We start from the raw sequence: 25,386 nt of genomic DNA, 5'->3' as shown, positions 1-25,386 counted from the left end.
AGTATGAAGACATCTGACTTTTTATTGAAACAAATTGCGACAGAATTAAAGCTTTCAACAAAACAAATTGGAAGTGTGATCCAGCTATTAGAGGATGGCAATACCGTCCCGTTTATTGCACGCTACCGGAAAGAGCAGACAGGCTCACTAGACGAGGTGCAAATTCAAACCATTTCTGAACGCTATACATATATCCAAAATGTGACGAATCGAAAAGAAGAAGTGATTCGCTTAATCGCTGAACAAGACAAATTAACAGATGAATTAAAACAGAAGATCGAACAGGCGCATAAGTTGCAAGAGGTCGAAGATTTATATCGTCCATTTAAACAAAAGCGTAAAACAAAGGCAAATGTAGCCAAAGCAAAAGGACTTGAGCCGCTGGCGGAGTATTTACTGAAGCTGCCAAACGATGAGATCGAAAAGAAGGCATCGGCTTTTATTAATGAAGAAAAAGAAGTCACAACCGCAGAAGAAGCACTAGAGGGCGCCCAGCACATCATTGCTGAACAGCTTGCGGATGATCCTGATATGCGGAAATGGATTCGCAGTGAGACGTACCAAAAGGGAAGTCTTGTCACATCAGGAAAAGACGTTGAAAACGACGAGAAAAACGTCTATGAAATGTATTACGACTATCAAGAGCCGATTAAAAAAATTGTGCCTCATCGTGTACTCGCGGTCAACCGAGGCGAGAAAGAAGGAATTTTGAAAGCAGCCATCGAACCACCTGCTGAAAATATTCGTTTCTACCTCGATAAACAAGTCTTAAAAGGCAAGCAAACGACGGCGAGGCCTTACATTGAAGCGGCCATTGATGATGCATACAAGCGCTTGATTCAGCCTTCAATTGAACGGGAAATACGAAAAGAGCTGACAGAAAAAGCAGAGGAACAAGCCATTCATATTTTCGCTGAAAACTTAAGAAAGCTCCTTCTTCAACCGCCGATGAAAGGGAAACGTGTACTTGGGGTGGACCCTGCGTTTCGTACAGGCTGTAAATTAGCCGTCGTGGATGATACAGGAAAAGTCCATCATATTGGCGTCATTTATCCGCACCCGCCTGTGCAGAAAAAAGCGGAAGCCAAACAAAAAGTGAAAGAAATCATTCAATCATCCAACATTGAAGTCATTGCGATCGGAAACGGAACAGCCTCAAGAGAGACCGAACAATTCATCGCAGACTTGATCCAAGAGCTGGACCAGCCAGTTTCATATTTGATCGTGAATGAAGCAGGGGCAAGTGTATACTCTGCATCTGCACTGGCAAGAGAAGAGTTTCCAGACTTGCAAGTGGAAGAAAGAAGTGCCATTTCCATCGCCAGAAGGTTGCAGGACCCATTAGCAGAGCTCGTGAAAATAGATCCGAAGTCTGTCGGAGTAGGCCAATACCAACATGACGTGAGCCAAAAGCAATTAAACAGCTCGTTAACCTTCGTGGTGGAGACGGTCGTCAACCAAGTCGGTGTGAACGTTAATACAGCTTCACAGGCACTGCTGCAATATGTGTCAGGTCTTTCAAAAGCCGTCGCAGGGAACATCGTCAAGCGCCGCGAAGAAATTGGGAGATTCACAAGCAGAAAAGAGCTGAAGGATATCCCAAGGCTTGGTGCAAAGACATATGAGCAGTGTATCGGCTTCCTGCGCATCACAGATGGACAAGATCCACTTGACCGCACAGGTATTCACCCTGAAAGCTATAAAGAAACAAAACAGTTTTTACGCATGATTAAGATGACGCCAGACGATCTTGGTACAGAGCAGTTAAAAGAGAAAATCGCAGAGGTCAAGCTAGACGAAGCCGCACAGCAGCTTGACATTGGTCCAATTACACTCCAGGATATCATCGATCAGCTCACAAGACCTGAGCGTGATCCGCGCGATGAAGTACCAAAACCTCTTTTGAAAACAGATGTGTTGAAATTGGAGGACTTGAAGCAAGGGATGGAGCTACAAGGAACGGTGAGAAACGTCGTAGACTTCGGCGCATTCGTTGATATTGGTGTAAAGCAGGATGGACTTGTCCACATTTCCAAGCTAAGCAATCGATTTGTGAAACATCCGCTTGACGTGGTATCAGTTGGTGATATTGTGACCGTTTGGGTAGACTCCGTTGACCAGGCAAAAGGCCGAGTGGCTCTTTCGATGCTAAAACCAGAGTAAACAAAAAACGAGGCGCACCTTAGGATGGGGTGTGCCTTGATGTGACTGAATGCTTTTTTCTATAGAAGTACCAGCATTGATTGAGCAATTTGATTTGATAATGATTTTTCTCATAAAATGCTTTCTGCATCTGATTTTTCAGCCAGTTGGGCATCGCCCATTCCTCCTTTGATCAAAACAGTGGGTGTACCTTCAATGTATGCAAAGAGGAAATTGTCCCGTTCGAGGTTTTTATAGAAAGGAACGATCTTGATTGAACGAGAGCGAGTTACAGCAGTTAACAGAAGACATTTCAGAGCAGTTCTTTGGTAAGGCGTTTCGCCATCAGGCTGTTTTCAATCCCCGTTTAAAAACGACAGGCGGGAGATATTTACTTGGAACACACAATATCGAATTGAACCGCCGATACCTAGAAGAGCATGGACGAGAAGAATTAATCGGAATCATCAAGCATGAGCTGTGTCATTATCATCTGCATCTTGAGGGAAAAGGCTATCAGCATCGTGACCGTTCCTTTAAAGAGTTATTAAAACAAGTAGGAGCCCCGCGTTTTTGTACACCGCTAAAGACCGTACAAAATAAACGACGTGGACAGAAGCGACAAGAATATGTTTGCACAGGATGCGGTCAGTATTTTATCAGGAAAAGGCGAGTTGATACCTCTCGTTATGTGTGCGGCGTCTGCAAAGGAAAATTAAAATGGCAGCGTACAATCGGTTCAGAGTGATATGCATTCCTTTATGGGATGCTTTTTTTGTGAGATGAAGTAGACATATTGAGACAAATAGAGACGCGAGTCTCATTTTGTCTCTTTTTTGATCGATGGGAATCGCTCAAATCCTAAGCTTTCAAGCGCCATGATGTTGGCACGCTTTTTGCTTGTATAGAAGTGCAAGCAAAAAAGATAGGAGGTTTTATCATGGAAAAGGCACTTACAAAAGAAAAAGCCGTTTGGATGTATCAAAAAATGCAGGAAATTCGCCAATTTGAAGATCAAGTACACATGCTTTTTACAAAGGGGATCTTGCCAGGTTTTGTCCATCTTTATGCTGGTGAAGAAGCTGTTGCTGTAGGAGTCTGCGCTCATCTGAATGAACAAGACAGTATTACAAGTACACACCGTGGCCACGGTCATTGTATCGCCAAGGGCTGTGATCTAAAAGGAATGATGGCAGAAATCTATGGAAAAGCCACAGGTCTTTGTAAAGGTAAAGGTGGATCTATGCACATAGCAGATTTTGATAAAGGAATGCTCGGTGCCAACGGGATTGTTGGAGGCGGCTTTCCACTTGCGTGCGGGGCAGCCCTCACGGCTAAATATAAAAAAAAAGATAATGTAAGCGTTTGCTTTTTTGGGGATGGTGCTAATAATCAAGGGACTTTTCACGAAGGAATCAATCTCGCTGCCATCTGGAAACTGCCAGTCATTTTCATCGCAGAAAACAATGGTTACGGGGAAGCGACACCATTTTCGTATGCTTCAAGCTGCAAATCGATTGTGGATCGAGCCGCCAGTTATGGTATTCCGGGTATTCAAGTGGATGGAAAAGATGTGACAGCCGTTTATCAAGCAGCAGAACAAGCGATAGAACGAGCAAAAAATGGAGAAGGTCCGACATTGATTGAATGCATGACATATCGGAATTATGGTCATTTTGAAGGAGACGCTCAGCGCTACAAAACCAATCAAGAAAAAACCGAACATCAAGAAGAGAAAGATGCCATCACTCTTTTTAAAAATGAATTATTAAAGCAGCAGCTGCTAACAGATCAAGAAATATCAAGTATTGAAGCGTCTGTAGCAGAAGCGATAGATGAAGCCGTGAGATTCAGTGAAGAAAGTGAATATCCAGATCATACTGAATTGCTAACTGATGTGTATGTTTCGTATCAATAAATCTGAAAGGAGAGAGGGAAATGACAAGAGAAATCAGCATGTCTAGTGCTTTGAATGAAGCGATTAAACTGGCAATGAGAAGAGACGAAGATGTCATTTTAATGGGAGAAGATGTTGCAGGAGGCGCTCATGTAGATCACTTACAGGATGATGAAGCATGGGGCGGTGTTCTTGGTGTAACAAAAGGGATTGTTCAGGAATTTGGGCGTGAACGTGTCCTTGATACACCGATTAGTGAAGCTGGCTATATAGGTGCGGCCATGGCAGCTGCTTCAACAGGATTAAGACCAATTGCGGAGCTTATGTTTAATGATTTTATCGGTACTTGTTTGGACCAAGTGCTGAATCAAGGCGCAAAATTTCGATACATGTTTGGTGGAAAAGCAGAGGTGCCTATCACGATTAGAACGACACATGGGGCGGGTTTTAGAGCAGCTGCCCAGCATTCACAAAGTTTGTATGCGCTATTTACAAGCATCCCTGGTTTGAAAGTAGTTGTACCTTCTTCACCATATGATGCCAAAGGGCTGCTGCTGGCAGCCATTGAGGATCAGGACCCTGTCATCTTTTTTGAAGACAAGACGCTTTACAATATCACAGGAGATGTGCCGGAGAGGTATTACACATTGCCGCTTGGTCAAGCAGATGTGAAGAGGGAAGGTTCTGATGTAACCATCTTTGCGGTGGGCAAACAAGTGTATACAGCACTCGAAGCGGCAGAGCAATTGTCTGCTCAAGGTATTGAAGCGGAAGTAATTGATCCAAGAAGTTTGTCACCGCTCGATGAAGAGGCCATTCTGACTTCAGTAGAAAAAACAAATCGACTTGTCATTGTCGATGAAGCAAATCCAAGGTGCGGAATTGCCGCAGATATCTCTTCTTTGATTGCAGATAAAGGATTTGATTTACTGGACGCACCAATCAAAAAAGTGACGGCTCCTCATACACCGGTACCATTTTCACCACCTCTTGAAGATATATATCTGCCAACACCTGATAAAGTTGTGAACACCGTATTAGAGATGATTGGCAAGAGTCATGACAAGATCTTGAACTAGAGAAAGGAGAGAGGGAGATGGCTGTCGAAGTTGTGATGCCTAAATTGGGCATGTCGATGAAAGAAGGAACGGTATCTGTCTGGAATAAAGAGGTCGGTGAGACCGTAAATAAAGGAGAAAGCATTGCAAGCATCAACTCCGAAAAAATTGAAATGGAGATCGAATCACCTGCTGAAGGAACCATTTTGGATATAAAAGTGCCTGAGGGAGAAGGTGTACCGCCTGGCACGGTCATCTGCTATATCGGTGAAGGAAATGAACAGGTGGAGAGAAAGAAAGAAAAAGAAATCCAGTCAAAACCAAAGAAAGAGAGAAAAAAAATCTCCCCTGTTGCCCGTAAAATGGCGAATAGCGCAAACCTAGACATTGATACGCTGGTGGGGACAGGACCAGGTGGAAGAATTACGAAAGAGGATGTGCTTCGTGCACTTCCTGAACGGAAAGAGAAGAAACAAAACGAGACAGTGCAACAGCCTATTAACATGATGCGGAAAACAATTGCCTCAAGAATGATGGAAAGCCTGCAAACAAGTGCACAATTAACCATTACGATGAAAGCGGACGTGACAAAACTGACAAACCTACAACAACAGCTGAATGAAACAGCCATCGCACGTTACGAGACAAAGTTGACCATCACCGATTTTGTAGCCAAAGCAGCGATCCTATCGTTGTTAGAACATCCTGCGATGAACAGTCAATATCATAACGGAGTTGTCGAAACCTTTGAGAATGTTCATCTTGGGATTGCTGCTGCGTTAGATAACGGATTGGCTGTACCGGTCATTCGGCATGCGGAGCGGTTAACGCTGATAGAGCTGGCGAAGGGCATTAAATTGTATGGTAAAAAAGCACGTGAAGGAAAGCTTCTACATGACGAAATCAAAGGTTCTACCTTTACCATCACCAATCTTGGAGCGTATGGTGTAGAGCATTTCACACCAATTTTGAATCCGCCGGAAGCGGGGATCCTTGGTGTCGGAACAATGTATGACACCCCTGTTTATCGAGAGGATGAATTGTGCAAAGGGACCATCCTACCACTCAGTCTTACGTTTGATCACCGCGTGCTGGACGGGGCGCCTGCCTCTGCATTTTTATCAACGGTCAAAGCACACTTAGAAGAACCAATATCCATTCTTTTATAGAAAGAAGGTGAATGTACCATGACACTGGTCATTATAGGAGGCGGACCAGCAGGTTATGTGGCGGCCATAACAGCCGCCCGTTTTGGCAGAGAGGTTGTGTTAATTGATCAAGGTCAGCTGGGAGGTACCTGCCTCAATGAAGGCTGTATCCCGACCAAAGCACTTTTGCAAAGCGCCGATATGTATGAGCATGTGAAATCGGCTGGACATTTTGGAATTGAGCTTCCAGAACATGAGCCTATCATTCAATGGAATGCTGTCCAAAATCGGAAACAGTCTGTCGTCAAGCAGCTCACTGATGGTGTTCGTTACTTGATGAATAAAAACAAAATTACCGTGGTAAATGGGAAGGCTTCATTTCTATCAGCACATGAGCTATTCATAGAAAGTGAAGGGAAGTCTGAAATCATTCAAGCAAAACAAATCATTATTGCAACAGGGGCTGTGCCTGCGGCTTTACCGTTTGCACCTTTTGATGGCGAATGGATCATTCACAGCAAGGACGCCATGTCACTTTCTTCGATCCCAGATTCACTTTGTATCATTGGGGGCGGGGTGATTGGCTGTGAGTTTGCGAGCATCTTTAGCAGAATGGGATCAAAGGTTGTTATGGTTGAACGGGCAGTGCACATTTTACCAGAAGAAGATCGTGATACAGCACAATGTCTTCACGAGCAGCTCGAAGAAACGGGTGTAAACATTTTGACGTCCGCCACAGTCAAACAGCTTGATTCCACTTCAAGAAAAGTAGTGGTGGAGAATAATCAAGGAGAACGTTGTGACATCCAGTCGGATTTTTGCTTAGTGGCCATTGGCAGAACTCCGCAACTTGGAGAGTTGAATCTTGATCAGATTGGAATTGAATTTGATAGAAATGGAATCTACGTCAATGAACATATGCAAACCAATCTCCCGCATATTTATGCGTGCGGTGATGTGACAGGTGGTGTCCAGCTTGCTCATACTGCCTTTCATGAAGGGACGGTTGCGGCTTCCCATGCATCAGGTGAACATCTAAAGGTCAATGAACAAGTGATTCCGAGGTGCATCTACACCTCTCCAGAAATCGCGAGTGTTGGTTTAAATGAAGAGAGTGCTAGAAAACAATATGAGGAGATTCGGATAGGGACATGTGCATTTTCTGCAAATGGAAAAGCATTAGTCTTAAATCAACCAGCCGGTCACGTAAAGGTCATTGTAGAACCGCAATATCAAGAAATATTAGGCGTTTCAATCATTGGACCGAATGCAACAGAAATGATTGGACAAGCGGCGGTGATGATGCATGCAGAGTTGACCGCTGATACATTAGAGCAGTTTATTGCGGCACATCCGACACTTTCAGAGGCAATACACGAAGCCGTTCTGCAAACCATTGGAAGAGCGGTGCACTGCTGAAAGAGACTCCTTTTCTATCCAATTGACTTCTTGGGTTAGCCAATGATAATTGAAAGCGCTTTTATGTTTATCTATAATGAATAAAAAGCCCCCAGAGGAGAGGATGGAATGAATCCGACGCCTTGTTATTTAAATACGTGGAAACGTTTTGTTCGTGAAGGTTTGCTTGATCAGTCTCGTCTGAATAAGAGAGTGGCAGAATCATGGCACAGGTGTAAACAGGCAAATGTGAATCCGTATTTAGATAAAGGACAGTCGTTGTTAGAAAAGGAACGATTCAGTGCCCAAAAAAAGAAATATTCATTATTCCTAAATGCGGCTCTTCCTTACTTAAATAAAATCAATCAGCAATTAAAAGATTCTGATATGCTGGCCTTACTCATCGATGCAGATGGTTATGTGCTAAGTCTGACAGGAAGCGAAAGAACGATGGTGGAAGCAAAAAGAATTAATTTTATGGAGGGTTCACGCTGGACTGAAACAGATGTAGGGACAAATGCGATCGGAACGGCACTCGTCATCGGAGAAGCGGTGACGATCAACGGAACGGAGCATTTTTCTATCGCCTCTCATCATTGGAGTTGTTCAGCTGCTCCAATTCGCGATGCGGACGGTACAATCATAGGGGTGATTGACATCTCCTGTATGACGGATAACAAGCACCCTTTTATGCTTGGAATGGCTTCAACGGTTGCTTATGCCATAGAGAGAGACATTCAAGTCGAGCAAAAAAGGAGAGAGATGGAGCTGATCACTCATTGTCTCCAGCAGGTGGAAGCAGATGAACCGTATGTGGTCTGTAATGAAAAAAAGCAAATTGTGTCTGCCAGCAGGTCGATTAGAGATCGATTTTCAGACTGGCATGGAATGGATGTTGAGCGGCTTAAGGATCATTCATTTGTTATTCGGGGAAAGGAGATCATTCAATCAGAGCAAGACGGGATGGTGCTAGGTATATCCCTTTCTCTTGAAGAAGCAGCGAAAAGCAGCATGACCGTTTCTTTTGCTCAATTTCCCGGGGAATCAGGAACAAGTAAGGTATTTCAACAGACGCTTAGTGAGATGAAGAGAGCGGCACAAACAGATGCACATGTGTATATTTGGGGAGAAACAGGGACAGGGAAGGAACTCGCCGCTAGAGCCATTCACTCCGCCAGTGAAAGGCATAAAGGGCCGTTCATTGCTGTTAATTGCGGAGCCATTCCTGAAAGCCTGTTAGAAAGTGAGCTGTTTGGCTATGCTGAAGGTGCTTTTACAGGAGCAAAACGTCACGGAGCTAAAGGGAAATTTGAACAAGCCCATAAAGGAACACTCTTTCTAGATGAAATAGGCGAAATCCCATATGCGATGCAAGTAGCGCTTCTTAGGGTGATAGAAGAAAGGGCAGTCGTACCGCTCGGCGGGACACACGAAATCCCTTTGGATATTCGAATCATTACAGCGACTCACCGTAATATGAACGAACTGCTGAAGGAAGGAAAAATACGAGAAGACTTGTATTACCGTCTTCATGTCTATCCGATCAATATCCCGCCGCTTAGAGAAAGAAAAGAAGACATTCATGATTTGTATCGTTATTACCAAAAGAAGCATCACTGGAATGCAGCGTTTCCTGAATCATTTTTTCGGAAATTACAGGCGTATCATTGGCCAGGGAATATACGAGAGCTTTTTAACCTGTTTGAACATCTAAGGGTCCTCTTTCCGAAAGGTGGATGGATTGGTGAATCGCAATATGCTTCAGTATTAGAGACGATTGATCAGAAAAAACAGAAGCTGCATCCAGCAGAGCAACCCGAGACTTCAAAAGAACTCACATTCAGGGAACGCATTCAAAAGCAAACAGTGATAGACGCACTGCATAAAACAAAAGGTCATGTGTCAGAAGCAGCGAGGTTAGCAGGAGTGCCAAGAAGTACTTTTTATAAGTGGATGCGAAAGTTTCATCTGTCTTAATCTTATGAGGAAGGCTGCATCAAGGCCCTTGGTCTACGTGGAGGTCGGGGGCTTTCTGCCAAGTTAAACAAATGGCATGGAAAAAGGCTTGACTGTTATATTAGTATATGTTAAATTATAAAAGCCGTCGCAAATGGAGCAGGAATGAAACGTTTAAAAATTCTTGACACATTTTTCTGGCATAGATATAATGAAACATGTCTTATTATTCCGCAGTAGCTCAGTGGTAGAGCTATCGGCTGTTAACCGATCGGTCGTAGGTTCGAGTCCTACCTGCGGAGCCATAATGGAGAAGTACTCAAGTGGCTGAAGAGGCGCCCCTGCTAAGGGTGTAGGTCGCGCAAGCGGCGCGAGGGTTCAAATCCCTCCTTCTCCGCCATTATCATATGGCCCGTTGGTCAAGCGGTTAAGACACCGCCCTTTCACGGCGGTAACACGGGTTCGAATCCCGTACGGGTCATGTTTTCTTATTATGTTGATTCGTTGGGCTATAGCCAAGCGGTAAGGCAACGGACTTTGACTCCGTCATGCGTTGGTTCGAATCCAGCTAGCCCAGCCATTTTTTATATATGTTTTTCTGCATAGCAGATGAGCCATTAGCTCAGTTGGTAGAGCATCTGACTTTTAATCAGAGGGTCGAAGGTTCGAGTCCTTCATGGCTCACCATTGTCACGCGGGTGTGGCGGAATTGGCAGACGCGCTAGACTTAGGATCTAGTGTCTTTATGACGTGGGGGTTCAAGTCCCTTCACCCGCATTGTTTTTTCAAACAGTGCACTTATGAATATATGAGCACATCATACACGCGGTCGTGGCGGAATGGCAGACGCGCTAGGTTGAGGGCCTAGTGGGTGAATAACCCGTGGAGGTTCAAGTCCTCTCGGCCGCATCTAAGAAACCAAAGGTTATAGACCTTTGGTTTTTTTGTTTTTTATAACTTTTAAATGAATTTGGCCACTTATCTTAAGTAAATGGATTTTTTTGTTTGAGTTTGATATTTTTATATATTGTCGTCTAATTCTCAGCCGTAGCCTTTTTTAGAAAATAAATGACCTTATACATTCTTCTCCTTGTTCAATTAATAGAGCGATATGAGAGTGTTTAAGATAGTGAAGATTTTTGAAGTTTTTGTTTGTAGATAGTCGCAGTACACGGAAGTACACAACACAATATTAAAGATATGTTTTTAGCTTCTTTCAATTAATGAGAGGTTAACAGAGCCTTCCTTAATAATTAAGTTGAATGGTTGGTGAGTATGAAACAAATGTAATTTACAAAGACACCACGTAGAAACTTATTATGTAAATTCATTTGGCAAGTCTGTAACATGAACATCCTTTTTCTCTTTCTTGGAAAGAATGAAACAAATTGAAAAGAAAGACAGTTGAAAAGATTTTAATTTTTATTAGGGGATATTGATAATAAATATTTATGATAAACTGATGTCATCAAAATTTTCTAATGGAATAATAAATCTTAACGCAGGATCAGTTGCTAGCTAATGGGGGGATAACATGAAACAGATAGAAGCAATTTTTTTAGATAGAGATGGAACAATTGGTGGTGATGACACTATTCATTATCCCGGAAAATTCGAACTCTTTCCTTATACAGCAATTCAAATTAATAAACTAAAAAAAGATAATGTGAAAATATTCTCTTTTACAAATCAACCTGGTATATCAAGTGGACTAGCTAAGGTAGAAGATTTTAAAGAGGAATTGAAAGGTTTTGGTTTTGATGAAGTATATATATGTCCACACGGTCATAATGACGGATGCTCTTGTAGGAAGCCCGGCATAGGAATGTTAATGGAAGCTCAACAAAAACACGATTTAACTCTCGAAAATTGTGTCGTAATCGGGGACCGTTGGAGTGATATTGTTGCAGCTGATAAAGTAGGAAGTATTAAAATTTTGGTTAGAACTGGGGCTGGTGAATATTCGCTTAGTGAACACTTTGATAAATTAAGTGGGATTAAAATAGACTATATAGCCAATGACCTTAATGATGCTATAAACTGGTTGTATAAAAATTCTTGTATAAATAATCAAGTGTAATATTACCCTGCTAATGAGAGCTGTCAATACAAAAAAAGGTGTTTCAACATGTAGCATCTTTTTTGTTTTTTTAAAACAGGTTACGAGTCCTTTCATGAACAGAGTGTTGAGGTCGTTGAAATTAAGTTAAACCAGTGGAAATGATGGTGACGGAGTTAAAACAGACCGAACTATGAAAAAATGGCAAGAAACATGAAAGCTAATCAGGAGGAAAGTCTTTAGAAATCTGTGAATGGAGAGTGAATCCAATTGCTCTATAAAAGAAATTGACTGGGATAAAAAAGTACCTCGTGACAGGTCGAAGCTGATTGCAGTTACATTGTGGTCTTGTGTTGAGAGCCTGCTGCTGAAAACTTTCTGTCAGGGTTTATCAAAGAAAACATCAGATTATGAAGAAGTAAAGGCAATAAGGACAATGTTAGAGGAGTAGACCCACTTATCAAGGCCAAAATTAAAAAATATAGCATATTATATAATATGCTATGTTTTTTCTTGTTCCACTAATGCACCCATTACTTTAATTGCTGATGTTCATTAGGTTACTTTATTATGGAATAAAAACAAGTGTCAGTCAGCTTGCTGCCATCCGCGGATAAATCATCATTTCTTAAAGTGCCTTCAAATGCAAAGCCAAGTTTTTCTGGGAGAGCCCGACTTTTGAGGTTGGTTGATTCACACCTTATTTCAATTCTTCTAAATTTGACATTGTTTAATCCGAAGTCAGCTAATTTCTCCACTGCTTCTGTCATATATCCATTCCCACTAAACTTTGTATTTATCCAGTACCCAATCTCACATTTAGGAATGGTCCAGTCAATCCCCTGAAGGCTAGTTATCCCAATGAAGTGATTGCTGTTTTTATCAAAAATAAGAAAACGGAAACTTTCCCTTTTTAAAAAATTGATATGAGCATTTCTTAAATTGATCTCTGTTTCTTCAGCAGTAGGAAGTTCTTGAGCAAATGGCAACCATGCTTTTAATTCAGAAAAGGAATCTTTTATTGCTTGGTTTACAATTTTCCCGTCTCCTGTTTGGTGGGGTGCTCGAAGTATGAGTCTTTTTGTCTCTAATTGTAAAGGAATATCTAACAATAAAGGGTTCATTTCATTTCTCCTCTCAGAATTTTATATTTTAGCATGTATGGAGAGTATGTGGTTCAAACTGTTCGTTGTCAATTTATTGTAGCAAGAAACTGATCAATTCATTAGAAGAGCTTTGGAACAATTTTCAATTCTTTAAAATTTGAAGTAACATAAAGCATTTCAATGTCACACATGAATATGGGGATTTGTTATGATGAAGTGAAAGAATATAAACAGGCTGCACAATATTTTTTGTTAGAAGTTTTTTGGGGTTATCGCAACATAGTTTCCTAACAAGCAAAACAACAAAAAATCTTGAGATTACTAGGGAAGCGCTAGAAAAGGGGATGCAAATACATGTCAATTTATCATAAAGTCATTGGAGAAGGATTTCCGATCGTGATATTGCATGGTTGGACACTTGACCATCAAGTGATGTTACATGCATTGGAACCGGTATTTGAAAAACAAAGCGGTTGGAAAAGAATATACATAGACTTACCGGGGATGGGACGTTCCAAGCCGCACCCGTCTATTCAGAATTCTGATGATATGTTAGAAGCGGTATTGCGTCTTTTGGATGAGATTATTCCTGATGAACAGTTTATTGTTTGTGGTTATTCATATGGAGGGTACATAGCTAGAGGGATTGTTCATTCACGCAGGGAAACCGTTCGTGGATTACTACTTGTGGCACCAATGACGATACCTACATTCGATGAAAGAGTCGTACCAGAGAAGACAGTTCTAAAAAGTGACAGCCACTTGATATCGCATTTGTCTTCAGAGGAGGCGGATGCATTTTGCTCCATGGCGGTTGTGCAAGGAAAAACGGAATGGGAGAGGTTTCGCGATGAAATTTACCTTCCTTCTAAACAAACAAATCATGAATTCATCAATAACATTCTTCAAAATGGGTATGGCTATACCTTCGACATTTCAGCTGAATTTCAGTATCCCACGCTCATGATCACAGGGCGTCAAGACGATGTAGTCGGATATCAAGATGCGTGGCGGCTGATCGAAGACTATCCAAGGGCCACTTTTGCAGTGCTTGATATGGCTGGTCACAACCTGCAGATTGAACAACCCGATGTGTTTCATTCATTAGTCTATAACTGGTTAAACAGACTTGAGTCGGAAAATATGTAGTTGTACACCTTTGTATAAATAGAAATTTTCTTGATTCGGGTTCGTGGCTGTATTAATAATTTTTATAGTTTCTGAACGAAAAAGTCCACTCATCTTATGTGAGTGGGCTTTTTGTATGAGTTATCATATAATAAATGTCATTCTAATCGATCGAATGGCTTCAAACTATTGAAATTTCCAACTAAACAACGAAATGATAAGGTGGGGTTGAGCTTATGCTTGGATTGCCAAGAGGGGAAGTTTTTTTAGTTCCCTGGTCTGCTGAATGGGGCAAAGAATTTGAAAGGGAAAAGAAACGCATAGTAGAGGTCATTGGTCAGTATACAGTGAATGTGCATCATATTGGAAGTACAGCAGTTAATGGTTTGAGTGCGAAACCCATTATTGATATTGCGATTGAAATAGATTGTTTTTTTGACGGAAAACAGTGTGTAACAGCTTTGCAAGGGCTTGGTTATTCATATAGAGGGACCAAAGTTTTACCTGAGAGACACTATTTTAACAAAGGAGAACCACGTACTCACCAAATTCATATGTATCAAACAGGTAATAGATATTTACTTGAACAGTTAAATTTCAGGGATTATTTAAGAAGTAACAAATTAGTAAGAATTGAGTACGAGCAACTCAAACTGAACCTATCTAGCTTAATTAAAAATGACAAACACAAATATGCCGAGGGAAAAACTAACTTTGTCCAATCGATTTTAGAGAGAATTTAGATAAAGATTTCTTTTCATGCTGAAAAAAGCTGATTTTATGCACAAATGATTGAACAAAGCTAAATAAACATTTCATCATTAAATCTCTGTCTTATTTGTGTTACCATAGCACATTCGGTGCTCTTTTAAATCCTAAATTGCAATAATTTCCGATTCATGTTACAATAAGAATAATTATTTTTGTTCGGCGTAAAGGATAGCATGAAGAAAGACTTTTCGTCTTGAGGATACTTTGGGCAAGGATAGTATAATACATTGTGTGGTAACGCACTAGGAGGCAACAAACATGGAACAAGGTACAGTAAAATGGTTTAACGCAGAAAAAGGTTTTGGATTTATCGAACGTGAAGAAGGAGACGATGTATTCGTACATTTCTCAGCTATCCAAGGTGACGGATTCAAATCTTTAGACGAAGGTCAAAAAGTAACTTTTGACGTAGAGCAAGGTTCTCGTGGAGCTCAAGCTGCTAACGTTCAAAAAACTGCTTAATCTTCATTTTTTAAAACAGGTTCTCTGTAGAGAGCCTGTTTTTTTGTGTTTTCATTTATTTCTGCAATAAAAAACCCTACTCAGCGTACAAGTAGGGAGATGTTACAAGGTAATCGTAAAAAAAATTCATGCTTCAAAGGTTTATCAACAGTATAGCATATTGGATTTACAATATGCGGAATTTGCCTAAATAAATTCTTTTTTCTTTACTGGTCGAAGATAGAGGGATTTGTTCGTAGAGAAAATGTATTCAAAAAATGGGGAAGCAGGTAGACAATGTTAGCAGAAACTCTTGATTTGTTTTTCAGTGATTCCTTTGATGACTTCTAGCTCACTAAGCAAATAACCATGAGCATCGTCAAGCATTTTCTTTTCGCTTGCATTCAGTTTTTTTTCTTTCTTCATCCGCATGAGATCACGTACCACTTCAGCGCCTTCTAGTATGTGGCCCGTTTTGATTTTGTCTGTGTTGATTTTATATCTCTCTTTCCATGGCAATAACTTATCTGATGTTCCATTTTGGAAAGTGTGTATGATGTTCTTTAAGGCAAGTATATCTGTAACAGGTCTTATCTTTGACCTTGACATCTTCCTTGTAGGAATCATCACTTTCATATGGCTAACGGCCATCTTAATGACATAATACGATTGTTTTTCATCAGAGAATTCTTTTTCTTCTATGGCTTCAATTATACCTGCTCCGTGCATTGGATAAACAATATTATCACCAATTTGAAACATATCATCCGCCTCCATATCATGTATCTACTTTAAGGGTACCACACTTAGGGGTAAAATAATCAAATTTTTAATAATAACATGTTTATTTATTTTATGTCAATAAATTTGGTTCTAAAAAAGAGAGATTTTTTCATGTGAATTTAGGATGGTTTTTGATCATATCCTCAAGAATCCTTGCTACAAGAAAAACAGAATATCCACCATTAAAAAAAGACCAGCCATTGAGCTGGTCTTTCCAAATAGAATTCGATCATAATGTCGAAATATCAATCACAAACCGATAACGCACATCACTTTTGAGCACACGTTCATATGCTTCATCGACTTGGTTTGCGTTGATCATTTCAATTTGTGGTGCGATATTGTGAGCAGCTGCGAAATCGAGCATTTCTTGTGTTTCTTGGATGCCGCCAACGAGTGAGCCGGCGATGCTGCGACGTCCCGTAATTAATGAAAACACATGGAAGTTGTCTGGCTTTGGTGGTGCACCGACGTTCACTAATGTTCCGTCAACACGAAGTAAGGACAAATAGGCATCCACGTTGATATTGGCAGAGACGGTATTGAGAATGAGATCATATTGACCGGCTAGTGTCTTAAACGTATCAGGGTCACTTGTAGCAAAATAGTCTTTTGCACCAAATGACAGGGCCTCTTCTTTTTTATTCAAAGAGCGGCTTAATACAGTCACTTCTGCGCCAAGTGCGCGTGCAAATTGAATGGCGACATGACCTAGACCGCCCATTCCGACAATCGCCACTTTTTTGCCAGGCCCAGCCTTCCAGTGTTTTAACGGAGAATACGTTGTGATGCCGGCACAGAGAAGAGGGCTGGCGACATCGAGGGAGAGCTGGTCAGGAATATTGACAACAAATCGTTCTGTCACAACAATTTTCTGACTGTAGCCGCCGTAAGTTGGTTCTCCATCATAATCCAGGTTATTATAAGTTTGAACGACTCCTTTCTTGCAATATTGTTCATCTCCATTTTGGCAATATTCACATGTACCGCAAGAATCGACAAAACAACCGACGCCTACACGATCACCAATGTTGAATTTCGTGACAGCATCCCCAACAGCTGAAACAACTCCAGTAATCTCATGACCCGGAACCATTGGGAAAATACCGCCGCCCCATTCATCAAAGGCACTGTGGATATCTGAATGACAGATCCCGCTAAACTGAATATCAATTAAAATATCATGTGGACGAAGTGCTCTTCGTTCAATGGTTGTCCGTTCAAAGTTTGCTTTTGCATGGGAAACACTTAAAACGTTTGATTGGTGCGTCTGACACATTCTTGATCATCCTTTCAAAAGTAAGATTCGGTCCTTCCTCTATACTGTACGTCTTAAAGTGAACTTTAAGTCAACATAGAACCCTCTGATCGCCTCAATTCAGGCTTTAGCATCAACCTTGAATCAAGATTTGAGCCAAAAGTATCTTGTCTTCTCGATTAAAATGGAGATGATGGGAAAAGGGAGATCGTCAAGTAAGAGAAAGAAGAGAAGGGTGAAAACAATGAAAATAGCACAAGCCGCCAAGCAGCTCGATTTATCTACTGCTACGCTCAGGTATTATGAGAATATAGGTTTAATTAGACCGATCAGGCGTGATGAAAATGGTGTTCGAGATTATACAGAAGAAGATATTCAGTGGATAGAATTTATTAAATGTATGAGAAATGCGGGTCTGTCAATTGATGCTCTTAGAGAATATACGGCTTTATTTATCGAGGGAGAGGATCGTACATTGTCCTCAAGGAAGAGTATTTTGGTCAATGAGAGAGAAAGACTTGTAGACAAACAAAAGGAAATCGAAGAAACGATTAAACGGTTAGATTACAAGATCGAAAGTTATGAAGATATTATCCACAGTTATGAACAAAAACTAGTTCATCAATTAAAAACGAGCTCTATTTAAATGAAGAAAAACCTGTGACTTGTCACAGGTTTTGTGATGTGGTTATCTTTTTGTGTAACGCACCCAATTGTAATGAGCGTAAAGTGGAGTAACACCGTTGTAGGAGCCGAGCCATTCATCGACACCTGCACCATTCCATAAGTTCATCATAATCTTTCCCGGTGTTTGAGGGATTTGAGTAGTAGCCGTATGTTTTAATTGACCGTCCACATACCATTTAATTGAGTTAGGCTGCCAGTCGAACGCATATGTGTGATAAGAGTTTGCTGCATCAAAACCAAGGTTGACGATTTTTTCATGATTTCCGACACCATTGGTATAATAGTTAAACTGAACCTTTGTCGTATCTTTTCCTAGAAATTCGATGTCGATTTCATCCCAAGGCGTACCATCAGTCGGTCCCGTATAAGTAAAGAACGAAGACACGATCCCAACATTTTTGGCTGGTTTCATGCTGACTTCATAAAGCCCATAGCCATATGTTTGAGTAGAACGGTTTTCTCCGCAGTCAAACTTATTATAGGAAGGACTTGTGAGCGATAATCGCATTTCCCCTAACGACGTCATGGAGACATTGTTTGCGCGCCACGTACAGTTAAACATATTTCCGTTCGAGTACCCATCGGCTTTTTGCCATAACCCGGTATTATAGTTGTTGAACGGTTCATAAAACGACCCGCCCGTTTGTGCCGAGGCACTTGCAGCAAATGTGGACAAACTTAAGAATAATCCAGTGACAAGCAGCATCAACATTCGTTTTACAGGGTAAGACATGTAGGCATTCCCCTCTCTTTTTGAAAGCGTTTTCTTTTTGATCATACATGATTCTCTCAAAATGGAAAATCGGTCTAAATAATGATAAACAGTGTGTTTTTTTAATAGAATGAAAAGAAAATTGATAGGTAAAAAATAATGATTGACAAAGCGGACAGTTGTCCGTAAGATAATACCGGTACAATTGTCCTAATGAAAATGAAAGAAATTTGATTTACACATAGAGATATATGCAAGGTGGATGAAGGTAAAGAAGGTGAAGCATCATGGAAAAGGATATTGGAAAGGAAATTGAAGAGGTCGCTTTTTCTTTGTTTCAAGAGTTTGGTGTAGAGAATGTCAGTATGCATAAAATTGCTAAAACAGCTGGTGTTGGACAGGGTACTCTTTACCGCCGATATGCCAATAAAAGTGATTTATGCCTTTCGATCCTTGGAGAAAAATTTGAACAACTGATCCCTGCGTTGCATCTTTACTTAAGTAAAATCAGTGATCAGCCGGTTCGTGAGCGTTTACGATATGTTCTTGAAGAAATTCATCTCATCGTCGGTCATCATTTAGATTGGATTCGTATGCTCACAATCTCTGGGAACTTAGAGCAGACAAGTAAAGTATATGATTGTCATTACAGTCAATCACTCAAACAAATCATTCGTGATTTGCTCGAGGAAGCGAAAGTAAAGGGAGAAGCGAACATACAAGACATTGAGTTGACGACATTATGTATGTCCTCTCCAATGACGCCTGAACTCATGTTTTATATTCATGAATCCGGCTACTCAATCGAAAAAATTGCACAATTCGCTGCGGAAAAACAAATTTTATCTGTTTTTCAACGACAATGAAGTGGCTCATTTCTGACTAGCCTGACTTCCTAAGATTGCTCAATATTGAAAAAGAAAAGGAGCCAACTTAATATGAACAAACAGCAAACAGCAGCTTCCGACATTCGAACGCTGCCCATTATTATTTCATTTATCACAGCTGGATTTATTGGACTGTTCAGTGAAACGGCACTCAACATGGCGCTGAGAAGTTTAACATTAGACTTTGGTATTGAAGCAACGACTGCTCAGTGGCTTACAACCGGCTATTTATTAACACTAGGGATTCTTGTTCCAATTTCTGGCCTCATTCTTCAATGGTTTACAACAAGACAGCTTTTCATAACCTCACTGGTCTTTTCGATCATCGGTACATTTATTGCGGCCGTTGCACCAGTCTTCAGTATTTTAATGGTGGCACGTGTGGTGCAGGCAGTAGGAACAGCCTTGCTCCTTCCATTGATGTTTAATACGATTTTGGTTATCATTCCGCCTCATAAAAGAGGTAGATCAATGGGGATTATCGGTCTTGTCATTATGTTTGCCCCAGCAGTTGGTCCAACGGTCTCTGGTCTCATTCTTAAATCGTTAACATGGCATTGGATTTTTTGGATTTCGCTTCCGTTATTAGTTGCTGCACTCGTATTTGGGTATATTTTTATGCAAAATATTACGGAACCCACAAGACCGAAAATCGACATTTTATCGATTGTGCTATCAACCATCGGTTTCGGTGGAATTGTGTATGGCTTTAGCAGTGCTGGTGAAGGCGGCGGCTGGAGCAGTATGCATGTGATTGTGGCGATTGTTGTAGGTGTCATTGGTATTCTTGTGTTCGCCCTAAGACAGTTAAACATGAAAGAACCGATGTTGAATTTAAGCCCATTTAAATATCCAATGTTTGTGATCGGGTTACTTCTGATCTTAGTGTGTATGATGGTGATGCTGTCTGCTATGATGATTTTGCCATTATATCTGCAAACGTCCTTGGCACTTTCTACATTTACAGCAGGTTTAATGCTATTACCAGGTGGAATTATCAATGGACTGTTATCGCCAATCATGGGTGGGCTTTTTGATAAATTTGGGCCGAAGTGGCTTGTCATCCCAGGCCTTGTCATCGTTGCAGCGACCATGTTTGGCTTCACGAACTTAAGTGTGAATACGTCCATCGGTTATATCGTGACGCTTCATATTACGTTAATGATAGGAATTGCGATGATCATGATGCCTGCCCAAACAAATGGATTAAATCAGCTGCCACCAGAGCTATATCCGCACGGTACAGCGATTATGAATACATTGCAGCAAGTGTCAGGAGCGATTGGGACTGCGGTTGGTATCTCGATCCTTTCATCAGGAGCGCGCAGTTTTATGGAAAATGTGGCTGATCCCGCAAATCCAGTCAATAAGCTGCTCGCCTTTACAAATGGCGTCCAGCATGCCTTTATCTTTGCTGTCATTATGACAGTGATTGGTTTGGTGATTGCTTTCTTTATTAAACGAGTGAAAGTAGAACAACAAGTATCATAATATATGAAAAGCACTGAGGACTTAGCGCCGCAGTGCTTTTTTTATTTACTCATAGGGGTGAATGTTTGTTTCAAAGGAGCTGTAAATGGGGAGATAGATAAAAAGCAACGACTCTCTGACGACATTGAAGGAAAAGGCGAAATTCGTAACGAATGGATAGGGATAAAAGAATAAGATAGGAGCTGAGATCATGAACTTAGACGAACAAATTAAAATGGCTGAGTCATTGCGTCAACCAGCTGAAGATTCATTAGCTGGTCAATCAGAATTAAAGCCAGTCCACCCTCCTGAAGTGAACAAAATGGAATATGATATCCCAACGGGTGCTGGTGAAACAAAGGTGTGGGTATTTAAACCTGTGAAAACATTGAAACAACCCCTTCCTGTTTTCGTGAATTTGCATGGGGGCGGTTTTATACTTGGAAGTGCTGAAATGGATAATCATTGGTGTCCGGTCATAGCAGATCGTGCGGAGTGTATCGTCGTCAATGTGGAGTATCAGCTGGCACCGGAACACCCTTTTCCGGCCGCTCTTCATGAATGCTACGATGTGATGAAGTGGTTATATGAGCATCCTGATGAACTACAAATAGACCCAAATCGATTAGCCATTGGCGGACATAGTGCAGGTGGGAACTTGGCAACAGCGGTTTGTCTGCTTGATATCCAAAAAGGGAACAAACTTCCGATTGTCTATCAAGTGCTTGACTATCCACCGCTTGATTTGGCTACTGATCCAGCACAAAAGCCAGCGTTTGAAGAAGCAATTCCAGTTGAAATGGCGAGACTGTTTAATGCCTTCTACCTGCAAGGTCAAGATCCGCACAATCCGCTCGTTTCTCCAGTCTTTGCAGAGAGAGAAGTGTTAGCACAAATGCCCCCAGCTCTTGTTATCACAGCTGAGAAGGATTCACTAGCTGAAGAAGCTGAGCATTATGCAGGCAAGTTAAAAGAAGCAGGGGTAGATGTCACATACAAACAATTTAAAGGAGTCCCTCATGCGTTCACTCATGCCGGAGACTTAGAGATAGCTGAAGAGGCTTGGCATCTGATGAGCGATCAGCTTAAGAAGGCGTTTGAATAAGAAATATTCGGATATCAGTAAAAAGCACAGACCTTTTTGTCTGTGCTTTTTTTGTGTTCTTGCTGACGTCTTGAAAAGAAGTGTAGATACAACAATCGCAGCAGTCGATATAATAGTAAGATAGAAGACATCTAAAAAGGAGCTAATAGAATGAAAAAAGAGACACTACAGGCATTTTGTCTTTCTTTACAAGGAGCAACCCACGACTATCAACCTGAGTGGCAGGCAGATCGTTATCATGTAGGTGGAAAAATGTTTGCCATGATGGGGGGAGACGTCGATCGCAAGCCAGTCATCACTTTAAAATGTGATCCGCAACGCGCTGAAGAATTAAGAGAAATGCATGAAGGAATTATTCCCGGATATTACATGAATAAGACGCATTGGAATTCTATTTATCTTGATGCAGATATTCCATCTTCATTTGTCGAAGAGCTAATTGAACATTCCTATCAACTGGTTTTTCACAAATTAACAAAAAAAGCTCAGCAGGCTATCCTCCAACATAATTCAAAAGAAACCGATTAAATGCTGAACGTTCAGTTGTTCATGTCTCTTTGAATCTCTTCAAAATTGACTAGAGTCACATGCTCTCGCTATACTTTAAACAGCTAGAAGATACGAATAGGGGGATATACAATGGGCTATACAGTCATTACAGGGGCAAGTTCAGGTATTGGGTATGAAACGGCTTTGGCCTTTGCAGCAAGAGGAAAAAATCTGATCTTAGCTGCACGCCGGCTTGATAAACTCCAAGAACTGAAAGAAAAGATTCTAGAAACATATCCCGATATTCAAGTGAAAGTCCAGTCTGTTGATTTAACAGACAGAGAGCAAGTGTATTCTTTCTATGAGTCATTAGCTGGTGATGAGCTGGATACGTTCATTAATAATGCCGGGTTTGGCCATTTTGGTTCAATAGGAGAGCAGGATGTGAAAAAAATTGGGGACATGCTTCATCTCAATATTGAAGCGTTAACAATATTATCCACTCTGTTTGTCCGTGATTATGAGCAAAAAGAGGGGACGCAGCTAATCAATATCTCTTCAAGAGCGGGTTATACCGTCGTCGGCAACGCTGTCACTTATTCAGCCACGAAATTTTATGTGAGTGCCTTTACAGAAGGGCTGGCCCTAGAATTGAAAGAAAAAGGAGCCAAATTACAGGCAAAAGTATTAGCGCCTGCTGCGACAGAATCGGAATTTGCAAAGCGTTCATTAGATGTCGATCAATTCGAATATGAAGGCACTATCAAGAAATATCACACATCAAAAGAAATGGCAGCGTGCTTGCTTGAGCTTTACGACAGTTCAAAAACAGTTGGTATCGTTGATGGGAAGACATTTGATTTTGAATTGAAGGACCCCATTTTTTCACACGCTGGCACAAGCATGAAATAAAAAGTTCCAATCACTGAGGATAGATTCTCTTAGTGATCAGCAGGTCACCGAGCCGAAAGATGTCTTGGATAATGTGGAACACTGTCAACACATACTAGAATAGAAAAAAACACCTACACATTAGGTGTTTTTTTATGCATTTTTTGATAAATCAAAGAATCGCAGGTCCAGTAGATGAGACTGCTGACAATCATGATCGGAAGGGATGTGGAGCTCTCAATTCCATCCATAACAAAAAGCATGACAATCATTGCTATCAGTAAGTAAGCCGCTAAATAAAGAGGATGAAAAGCCTTAGGCTGTAAAGAAAACAACAACTGTAAAGGTACCGCAAAGATGAAATAATAAACAAAAAAGATGGGAGTGTAAAACATCATAAACGCAGGCTCGCCCTGAATCGGTGGATATAAACATACGAACAAGCTGAGTAAAATGGAACTGAAGAATAGTGTGAGTAGGATTTTGTAAAATGGTTGAACGGAACGCACTGTATGTACTCCTTTTTGTAAGATTTCCTATATTTTATCATAAATGGTTAGAAAACAACTTCTGAAGTCAATTTAGGTATTATGGTATAAATAAATTTTGATAATAGTGTCCTTTTTCCTTTATTTGGTTCTGTGACTTTCACCTCATGCTGATGAATGAAGGAATGGTATAAAGTAAACCCTATAGATAGATAATTATTCATCACATTTAAGAAAAGAGATGATCTTATGAACGTAACAAAATGGTTTGGTGCTGCCCTTCTTTCTGTTTCACTATTGGTGACCGCAGCTTGTGCGAACGATAGCACTCAAGAGAATAATCAAAGTAATCAAGAAAGCACTACCAGTGAAACAAAAGAAAAAAACACGGCTGTTGAGACAGGGAATAAATCTTTATCCAATATTAAGGTGCTGGCAACAGGCGGAACGATTGCCGGTAGTTCAGACAGCAATACAGATACGACTGGATATAAATCTGGTGCACTTGGAATCGATAAAGTCATTGCTTCCGTACCACAGCTGAAGGATATTGCAAATGTCACGGGTGAGCAAGTAGCGAACGTCGGCAGTGAAAATGTGGATAACGCTCTTCTTTTAAAATTAGCGAAACGAGTCAATCAGCTTTTAAATGATGATCAAGTGGATGGCATTGTGGTGACACATGGTACAGATACTTTAGAAGAAACGGCCTATTTTTTACATTTGGTTGTAAAAAGTGATAAGCCAGTGGTGGTTGTGGGTTCCATGAGGCCAGCATCTGCCATTAGTGCGGATGGCCCGCTTAACCTGTATCATGCAGTGAAAATTGCTTCGACAAAAGAAGCCAAAGGCAAAGGTGTAATGGTGACATTAAATGACCGAATTGCCTCTGCTCGTTTTATTACGAAGACAAATACCACCACAACCGATTCGTTCAAGTCTCTTGAGCAAGGGTACATTGGAGAAGTGGCAGGTGAAGTTGTCTCTTTCTATAACGAACCGACAAGAAAACATACAGCTGACAGTGAATTCGATATTTCAAAGCTAAAAGAGCTGCCGCAAGTGGATATCTTATACGGCTATCAAAATGATCAAAAGTATGTGTATGATGCTGCGGTTAAAGCAGGAGCGAAAGGCATTGTCGTTGCCGCCGCAGGAAATGGAACGATGTCAACAGAAGCGATCAATGGGGCAACAGATGCAGTGAAGAAAGACGTGGTGATCGTGAGGTCAAGCCGTGCAGGAAATGGCATTGTCACACATGAAAAAATGGATGATGAACATCATTTTGTCTCATCGGATTCATTAAATCCACAAAAAGCCCGCATTCTACTCATGCTGGCTCTGACGAAAACAAAAGATCCAGATAAAATTCAATCCTATTACGAGCAGTATTAAAAAGAAAAAGACCCGACGTATGGGACTGACCCCCGTTTTTGAGACAGGGATCAAAACACCTTTATACAGCCAATTGCCGATAGTTTATCGGTGATTGGTTGTTTAGTTTCGTTT

The 25,386-nt window shown here is 41.0% G+C and carries 23 protein-coding genes, 7 tRNA genes and 1 pseudogene; 26 read left to right on the top strand and 5 right to left on the bottom strand.

The features are described from left to right. The first annotated feature begins 3 nt into the window (after positions 1 to 3). Complete coding sequence (locus M2369_RS08565) at positions 4 to 2,163, top strand: Tex family protein (RefSeq protein ID WP_041507146.1); 2,160 nt, start codon at positions 4 to 6, stop codon at positions 2,161 to 2,163. Positions 2,164 to 2,182: 19 nt separating this feature from the next. On the opposite strand, the gene cmpA is transcribed toward M2369_RS08565, so the two are convergent. Further along, a complete protein-coding gene (gene cmpA, locus M2369_RS08560) occupies positions 2,183 to 2,317 on the bottom strand; it encodes a cortex morphogenetic protein CmpA (RefSeq protein WP_008346893.1) in 135 nt (44 codons plus the stop codon). Positions 2,318 to 2,416: 99 nt separating this feature from the next. Between cmpA and M2369_RS08555 the strand changes: the two genes are divergently transcribed. The 15 genes and pseudogenes from M2369_RS08555 to M2369_RS08485 form a co-directional block, all read left to right on the top strand. Next, positions 2,417 to 2,890: a SprT family protein gene (locus M2369_RS08555; protein ID WP_259253961.1), complete on the top strand. Its 474-nt coding sequence runs from the start codon at positions 2,417 to 2,419 to the stop codon at positions 2,888 to 2,890. A gap of 192 nt (positions 2,891 to 3,082) precedes the next feature. Further along, positions 3,083 to 4,060, top strand: coding sequence for a thiamine pyrophosphate-dependent dehydrogenase E1 component subunit alpha (locus M2369_RS08550; protein ID WP_041507145.1), 978 nt, complete (start codon positions 3,083 to 3,085; stop codon positions 4,058 to 4,060). Between the two features lie 20 nt (positions 4,061 to 4,080). Beyond that, positions 4,081 to 5,118: an alpha-ketoacid dehydrogenase subunit beta gene (locus tag M2369_RS08545; protein WP_024719198.1), complete on the top strand. Its 1,038-nt coding sequence runs from the start codon at positions 4,081 to 4,083 to the stop codon at positions 5,116 to 5,118. A gap of 17 nt (positions 5,119 to 5,135) precedes the next feature. Further along, complete coding sequence (locus M2369_RS08540) at positions 5,136 to 6,266, top strand: dihydrolipoamide acetyltransferase family protein (protein ID WP_058336377.1); 1,131 nt, start codon at positions 5,136 to 5,138, stop codon at positions 6,264 to 6,266. Between the two features lie 18 nt (positions 6,267 to 6,284). Beyond that, positions 6,285 to 7,664, top strand: coding sequence for a dihydrolipoyl dehydrogenase (lpdA, locus tag M2369_RS08535; protein WP_259253960.1), 1,380 nt, complete (start codon positions 6,285 to 6,287; stop codon positions 7,662 to 7,664). A gap of 108 nt (positions 7,665 to 7,772) precedes the next feature. Then, positions 7,773 to 9,620: a sigma-54-dependent Fis family transcriptional regulator gene (locus M2369_RS08530; RefSeq protein ID WP_259253959.1), complete on the top strand. Its 1,848-nt coding sequence runs from the start codon at positions 7,773 to 7,775 to the stop codon at positions 9,618 to 9,620. Between the two features lie 209 nt (positions 9,621 to 9,829). Then, positions 9,830 to 9,904: transfer RNA gene (locus M2369_RS08525), tRNA-Asn, on the top strand. Between the two features lie 4 nt (positions 9,905 to 9,908). Beyond that, positions 9,909 to 9,999 (top strand) — tRNA-Ser (locus M2369_RS08520). Positions 10,000 to 10,008: 9 nt separating this feature from the next. Further along, positions 10,009 to 10,080 (top strand) — tRNA-Glu (locus M2369_RS08515). 24 nt (positions 10,081 to 10,104) lie between these two features. After that, a tRNA-Gln gene (locus tag M2369_RS08510) sits at positions 10,105 to 10,179 on the top strand. A 31-nt stretch (positions 10,180 to 10,210) separates the two neighbouring features. Then, a tRNA-Lys gene (locus M2369_RS08505) sits at positions 10,211 to 10,286 on the top strand. A gap of 7 nt (positions 10,287 to 10,293) precedes the next feature. After that, positions 10,294 to 10,376, top strand: a tRNA-Leu gene (locus tag M2369_RS08500). 48 nt (positions 10,377 to 10,424) lie between these two features. Then, positions 10,425 to 10,508: transfer RNA gene (locus tag M2369_RS08495), tRNA-Leu, on the top strand. A gap of 625 nt (positions 10,509 to 11,133) precedes the next feature. Next, on the top strand, positions 11,134 to 11,679 hold the full coding sequence (locus M2369_RS08490; RefSeq protein WP_144680382.1) for an HAD-IIIA family hydrolase: 546 nt from the start codon (positions 11,134 to 11,136) through the stop codon (positions 11,677 to 11,679). Positions 11,680 to 11,956: 277 nt separating this feature from the next. Then, positions 11,957 to 12,025 (top strand): annotated as a pseudogene (locus M2369_RS08485) (hypothetical protein); the annotation flags it as partial. A gap of 193 nt (positions 12,026 to 12,218) precedes the next feature. Here M2369_RS08485 and M2369_RS08480 read toward each other — a convergent pair. Continuing rightward, complete coding sequence (locus M2369_RS08480) at positions 12,219 to 12,782, bottom strand: GNAT family N-acetyltransferase (RefSeq protein WP_144680377.1); 564 nt, start codon at positions 12,780 to 12,782, stop codon at positions 12,219 to 12,221. A gap of 336 nt (positions 12,783 to 13,118) precedes the next feature. Between M2369_RS08480 and M2369_RS08475 the strand changes: the two genes are divergently transcribed. The 3 genes from M2369_RS08475 to M2369_RS08465 all read left to right on the top strand — a co-directional run bounded on the left by M2369_RS08475 (position 13,119) and on the right by M2369_RS08465 (position 15,125). Then, the gene (locus M2369_RS08475) at positions 13,119 to 13,913 is read left to right on the top strand and encodes an alpha/beta fold hydrolase (RefSeq protein ID WP_217967512.1); all 795 of its coding nucleotides are present in this window, start codon (positions 13,119 to 13,121) and stop codon (positions 13,911 to 13,913) included. 215 nt (positions 13,914 to 14,128) lie between these two features. Next, positions 14,129 to 14,635 (top strand): GrpB family protein, encoded by a 507-nt coding sequence (locus M2369_RS08470; RefSeq protein ID WP_144668423.1) that lies wholly within the window; start codon positions 14,129 to 14,131, stop codon positions 14,633 to 14,635. 286 nt (positions 14,636 to 14,921) lie between these two features. After that, positions 14,922 to 15,125, top strand: a complete 204-nt coding sequence (locus M2369_RS08465; RefSeq protein WP_003214229.1) for a cold-shock protein — start codon at positions 14,922 to 14,924, stop codon at positions 15,123 to 15,125. Between the two features lie 279 nt (positions 15,126 to 15,404). On the opposite strand, the gene M2369_RS08460 is transcribed toward M2369_RS08465, so the two are convergent. Both M2369_RS08460 and M2369_RS08455 read right to left on the bottom strand, forming a co-directional pair. Continuing rightward, positions 15,405 to 15,866, bottom strand: coding sequence for a CarD family transcriptional regulator (locus tag M2369_RS08460; RefSeq protein ID WP_050826994.1), 462 nt, complete (start codon positions 15,864 to 15,866; stop codon positions 15,405 to 15,407). Positions 15,867 to 16,116: 250 nt separating this feature from the next. Further along, complete coding sequence (locus M2369_RS08455) at positions 16,117 to 17,166, bottom strand: NAD(P)-dependent alcohol dehydrogenase (RefSeq protein ID WP_216896066.1); 1,050 nt, start codon at positions 17,164 to 17,166, stop codon at positions 16,117 to 16,119. Between the two features lie 223 nt (positions 17,167 to 17,389). On the opposite strand from M2369_RS08455, the gene M2369_RS08450 reads away from it, so the two are divergent. After that, entirely contained in the window at positions 17,390 to 17,791 is a 402-nt protein-coding gene (locus tag M2369_RS08450; protein ID WP_039169850.1) for a MerR family transcriptional regulator, read from the top strand. Positions 17,792 to 17,833: 42 nt separating this feature from the next. On the opposite strand, the gene bglS is transcribed toward M2369_RS08450, so the two are convergent. Beyond that, positions 17,834 to 18,565, bottom strand: coding sequence for a beta-glucanase (bglS, locus tag M2369_RS08445; RefSeq protein WP_259253958.1), 732 nt, complete (start codon positions 18,563 to 18,565; stop codon positions 17,834 to 17,836). Positions 18,566 to 18,831: 266 nt separating this feature from the next. On the opposite strand from bglS, the gene M2369_RS08440 reads away from it, so the two are divergent. The 6 genes from M2369_RS08440 (at position 18,832) to M2369_RS08410 (ending at position 25,272) form a co-directional block, all read left to right on the top strand. Further along, positions 18,832 to 19,410 carry a TetR/AcrR family transcriptional regulator gene (locus M2369_RS08440; RefSeq protein ID WP_039169846.1) on the top strand — a complete coding sequence of 193 codons (579 nt, stop codon included), beginning with the start codon at positions 18,832 to 18,834 and terminating at the stop codon, positions 19,408 to 19,410. A 72-nt stretch (positions 19,411 to 19,482) separates the two neighbouring features. Then, on the top strand, positions 19,483 to 20,922 hold the full coding sequence (locus tag M2369_RS08435) for a DHA2 family efflux MFS transporter permease subunit (RefSeq protein ID WP_041507133.1): 1,440 nt from the start codon (positions 19,483 to 19,485) through the stop codon (positions 20,920 to 20,922). A gap of 190 nt (positions 20,923 to 21,112) precedes the next feature. Continuing rightward, entirely contained in the window at positions 21,113 to 22,006 is an 894-nt protein-coding gene (locus M2369_RS08430; RefSeq protein WP_035390348.1) for an alpha/beta hydrolase, read from the top strand. Positions 22,007 to 22,156: 150 nt separating this feature from the next. After that, a complete protein-coding gene (locus M2369_RS08425; protein ID WP_041507602.1) occupies positions 22,157 to 22,534 on the top strand; it encodes an MmcQ/YjbR family DNA-binding protein in 378 nt (125 codons plus the stop codon). A 111-nt stretch (positions 22,535 to 22,645) separates the two neighbouring features. Further along, positions 22,646 to 23,407: an SDR family NAD(P)-dependent oxidoreductase gene (locus M2369_RS08420; protein WP_041507603.1), complete on the top strand. Its 762-nt coding sequence runs from the start codon at positions 22,646 to 22,648 to the stop codon at positions 23,405 to 23,407. A gap of 716 nt (positions 23,408 to 24,123) precedes the next feature. Next, entirely contained in the window at positions 24,124 to 25,272 is a 1,149-nt protein-coding gene (locus M2369_RS08410; protein WP_007496435.1) for a type II asparaginase, read from the top strand. Positions 25,273 to 25,386 lie beyond the last annotated feature (114 nt).

Origin of the sequence: Bacillus sp. JUb11 (assembly GCF_024807925.1) — a bacterium.
Taxonomy (GTDB): Bacteria; Bacillota; Bacilli; order Bacillales; family Bacillaceae; genus Bacillus; species Bacillus altitudinis.
This window is presented reverse-complemented; position numbering and strand designations above follow the sequence as displayed.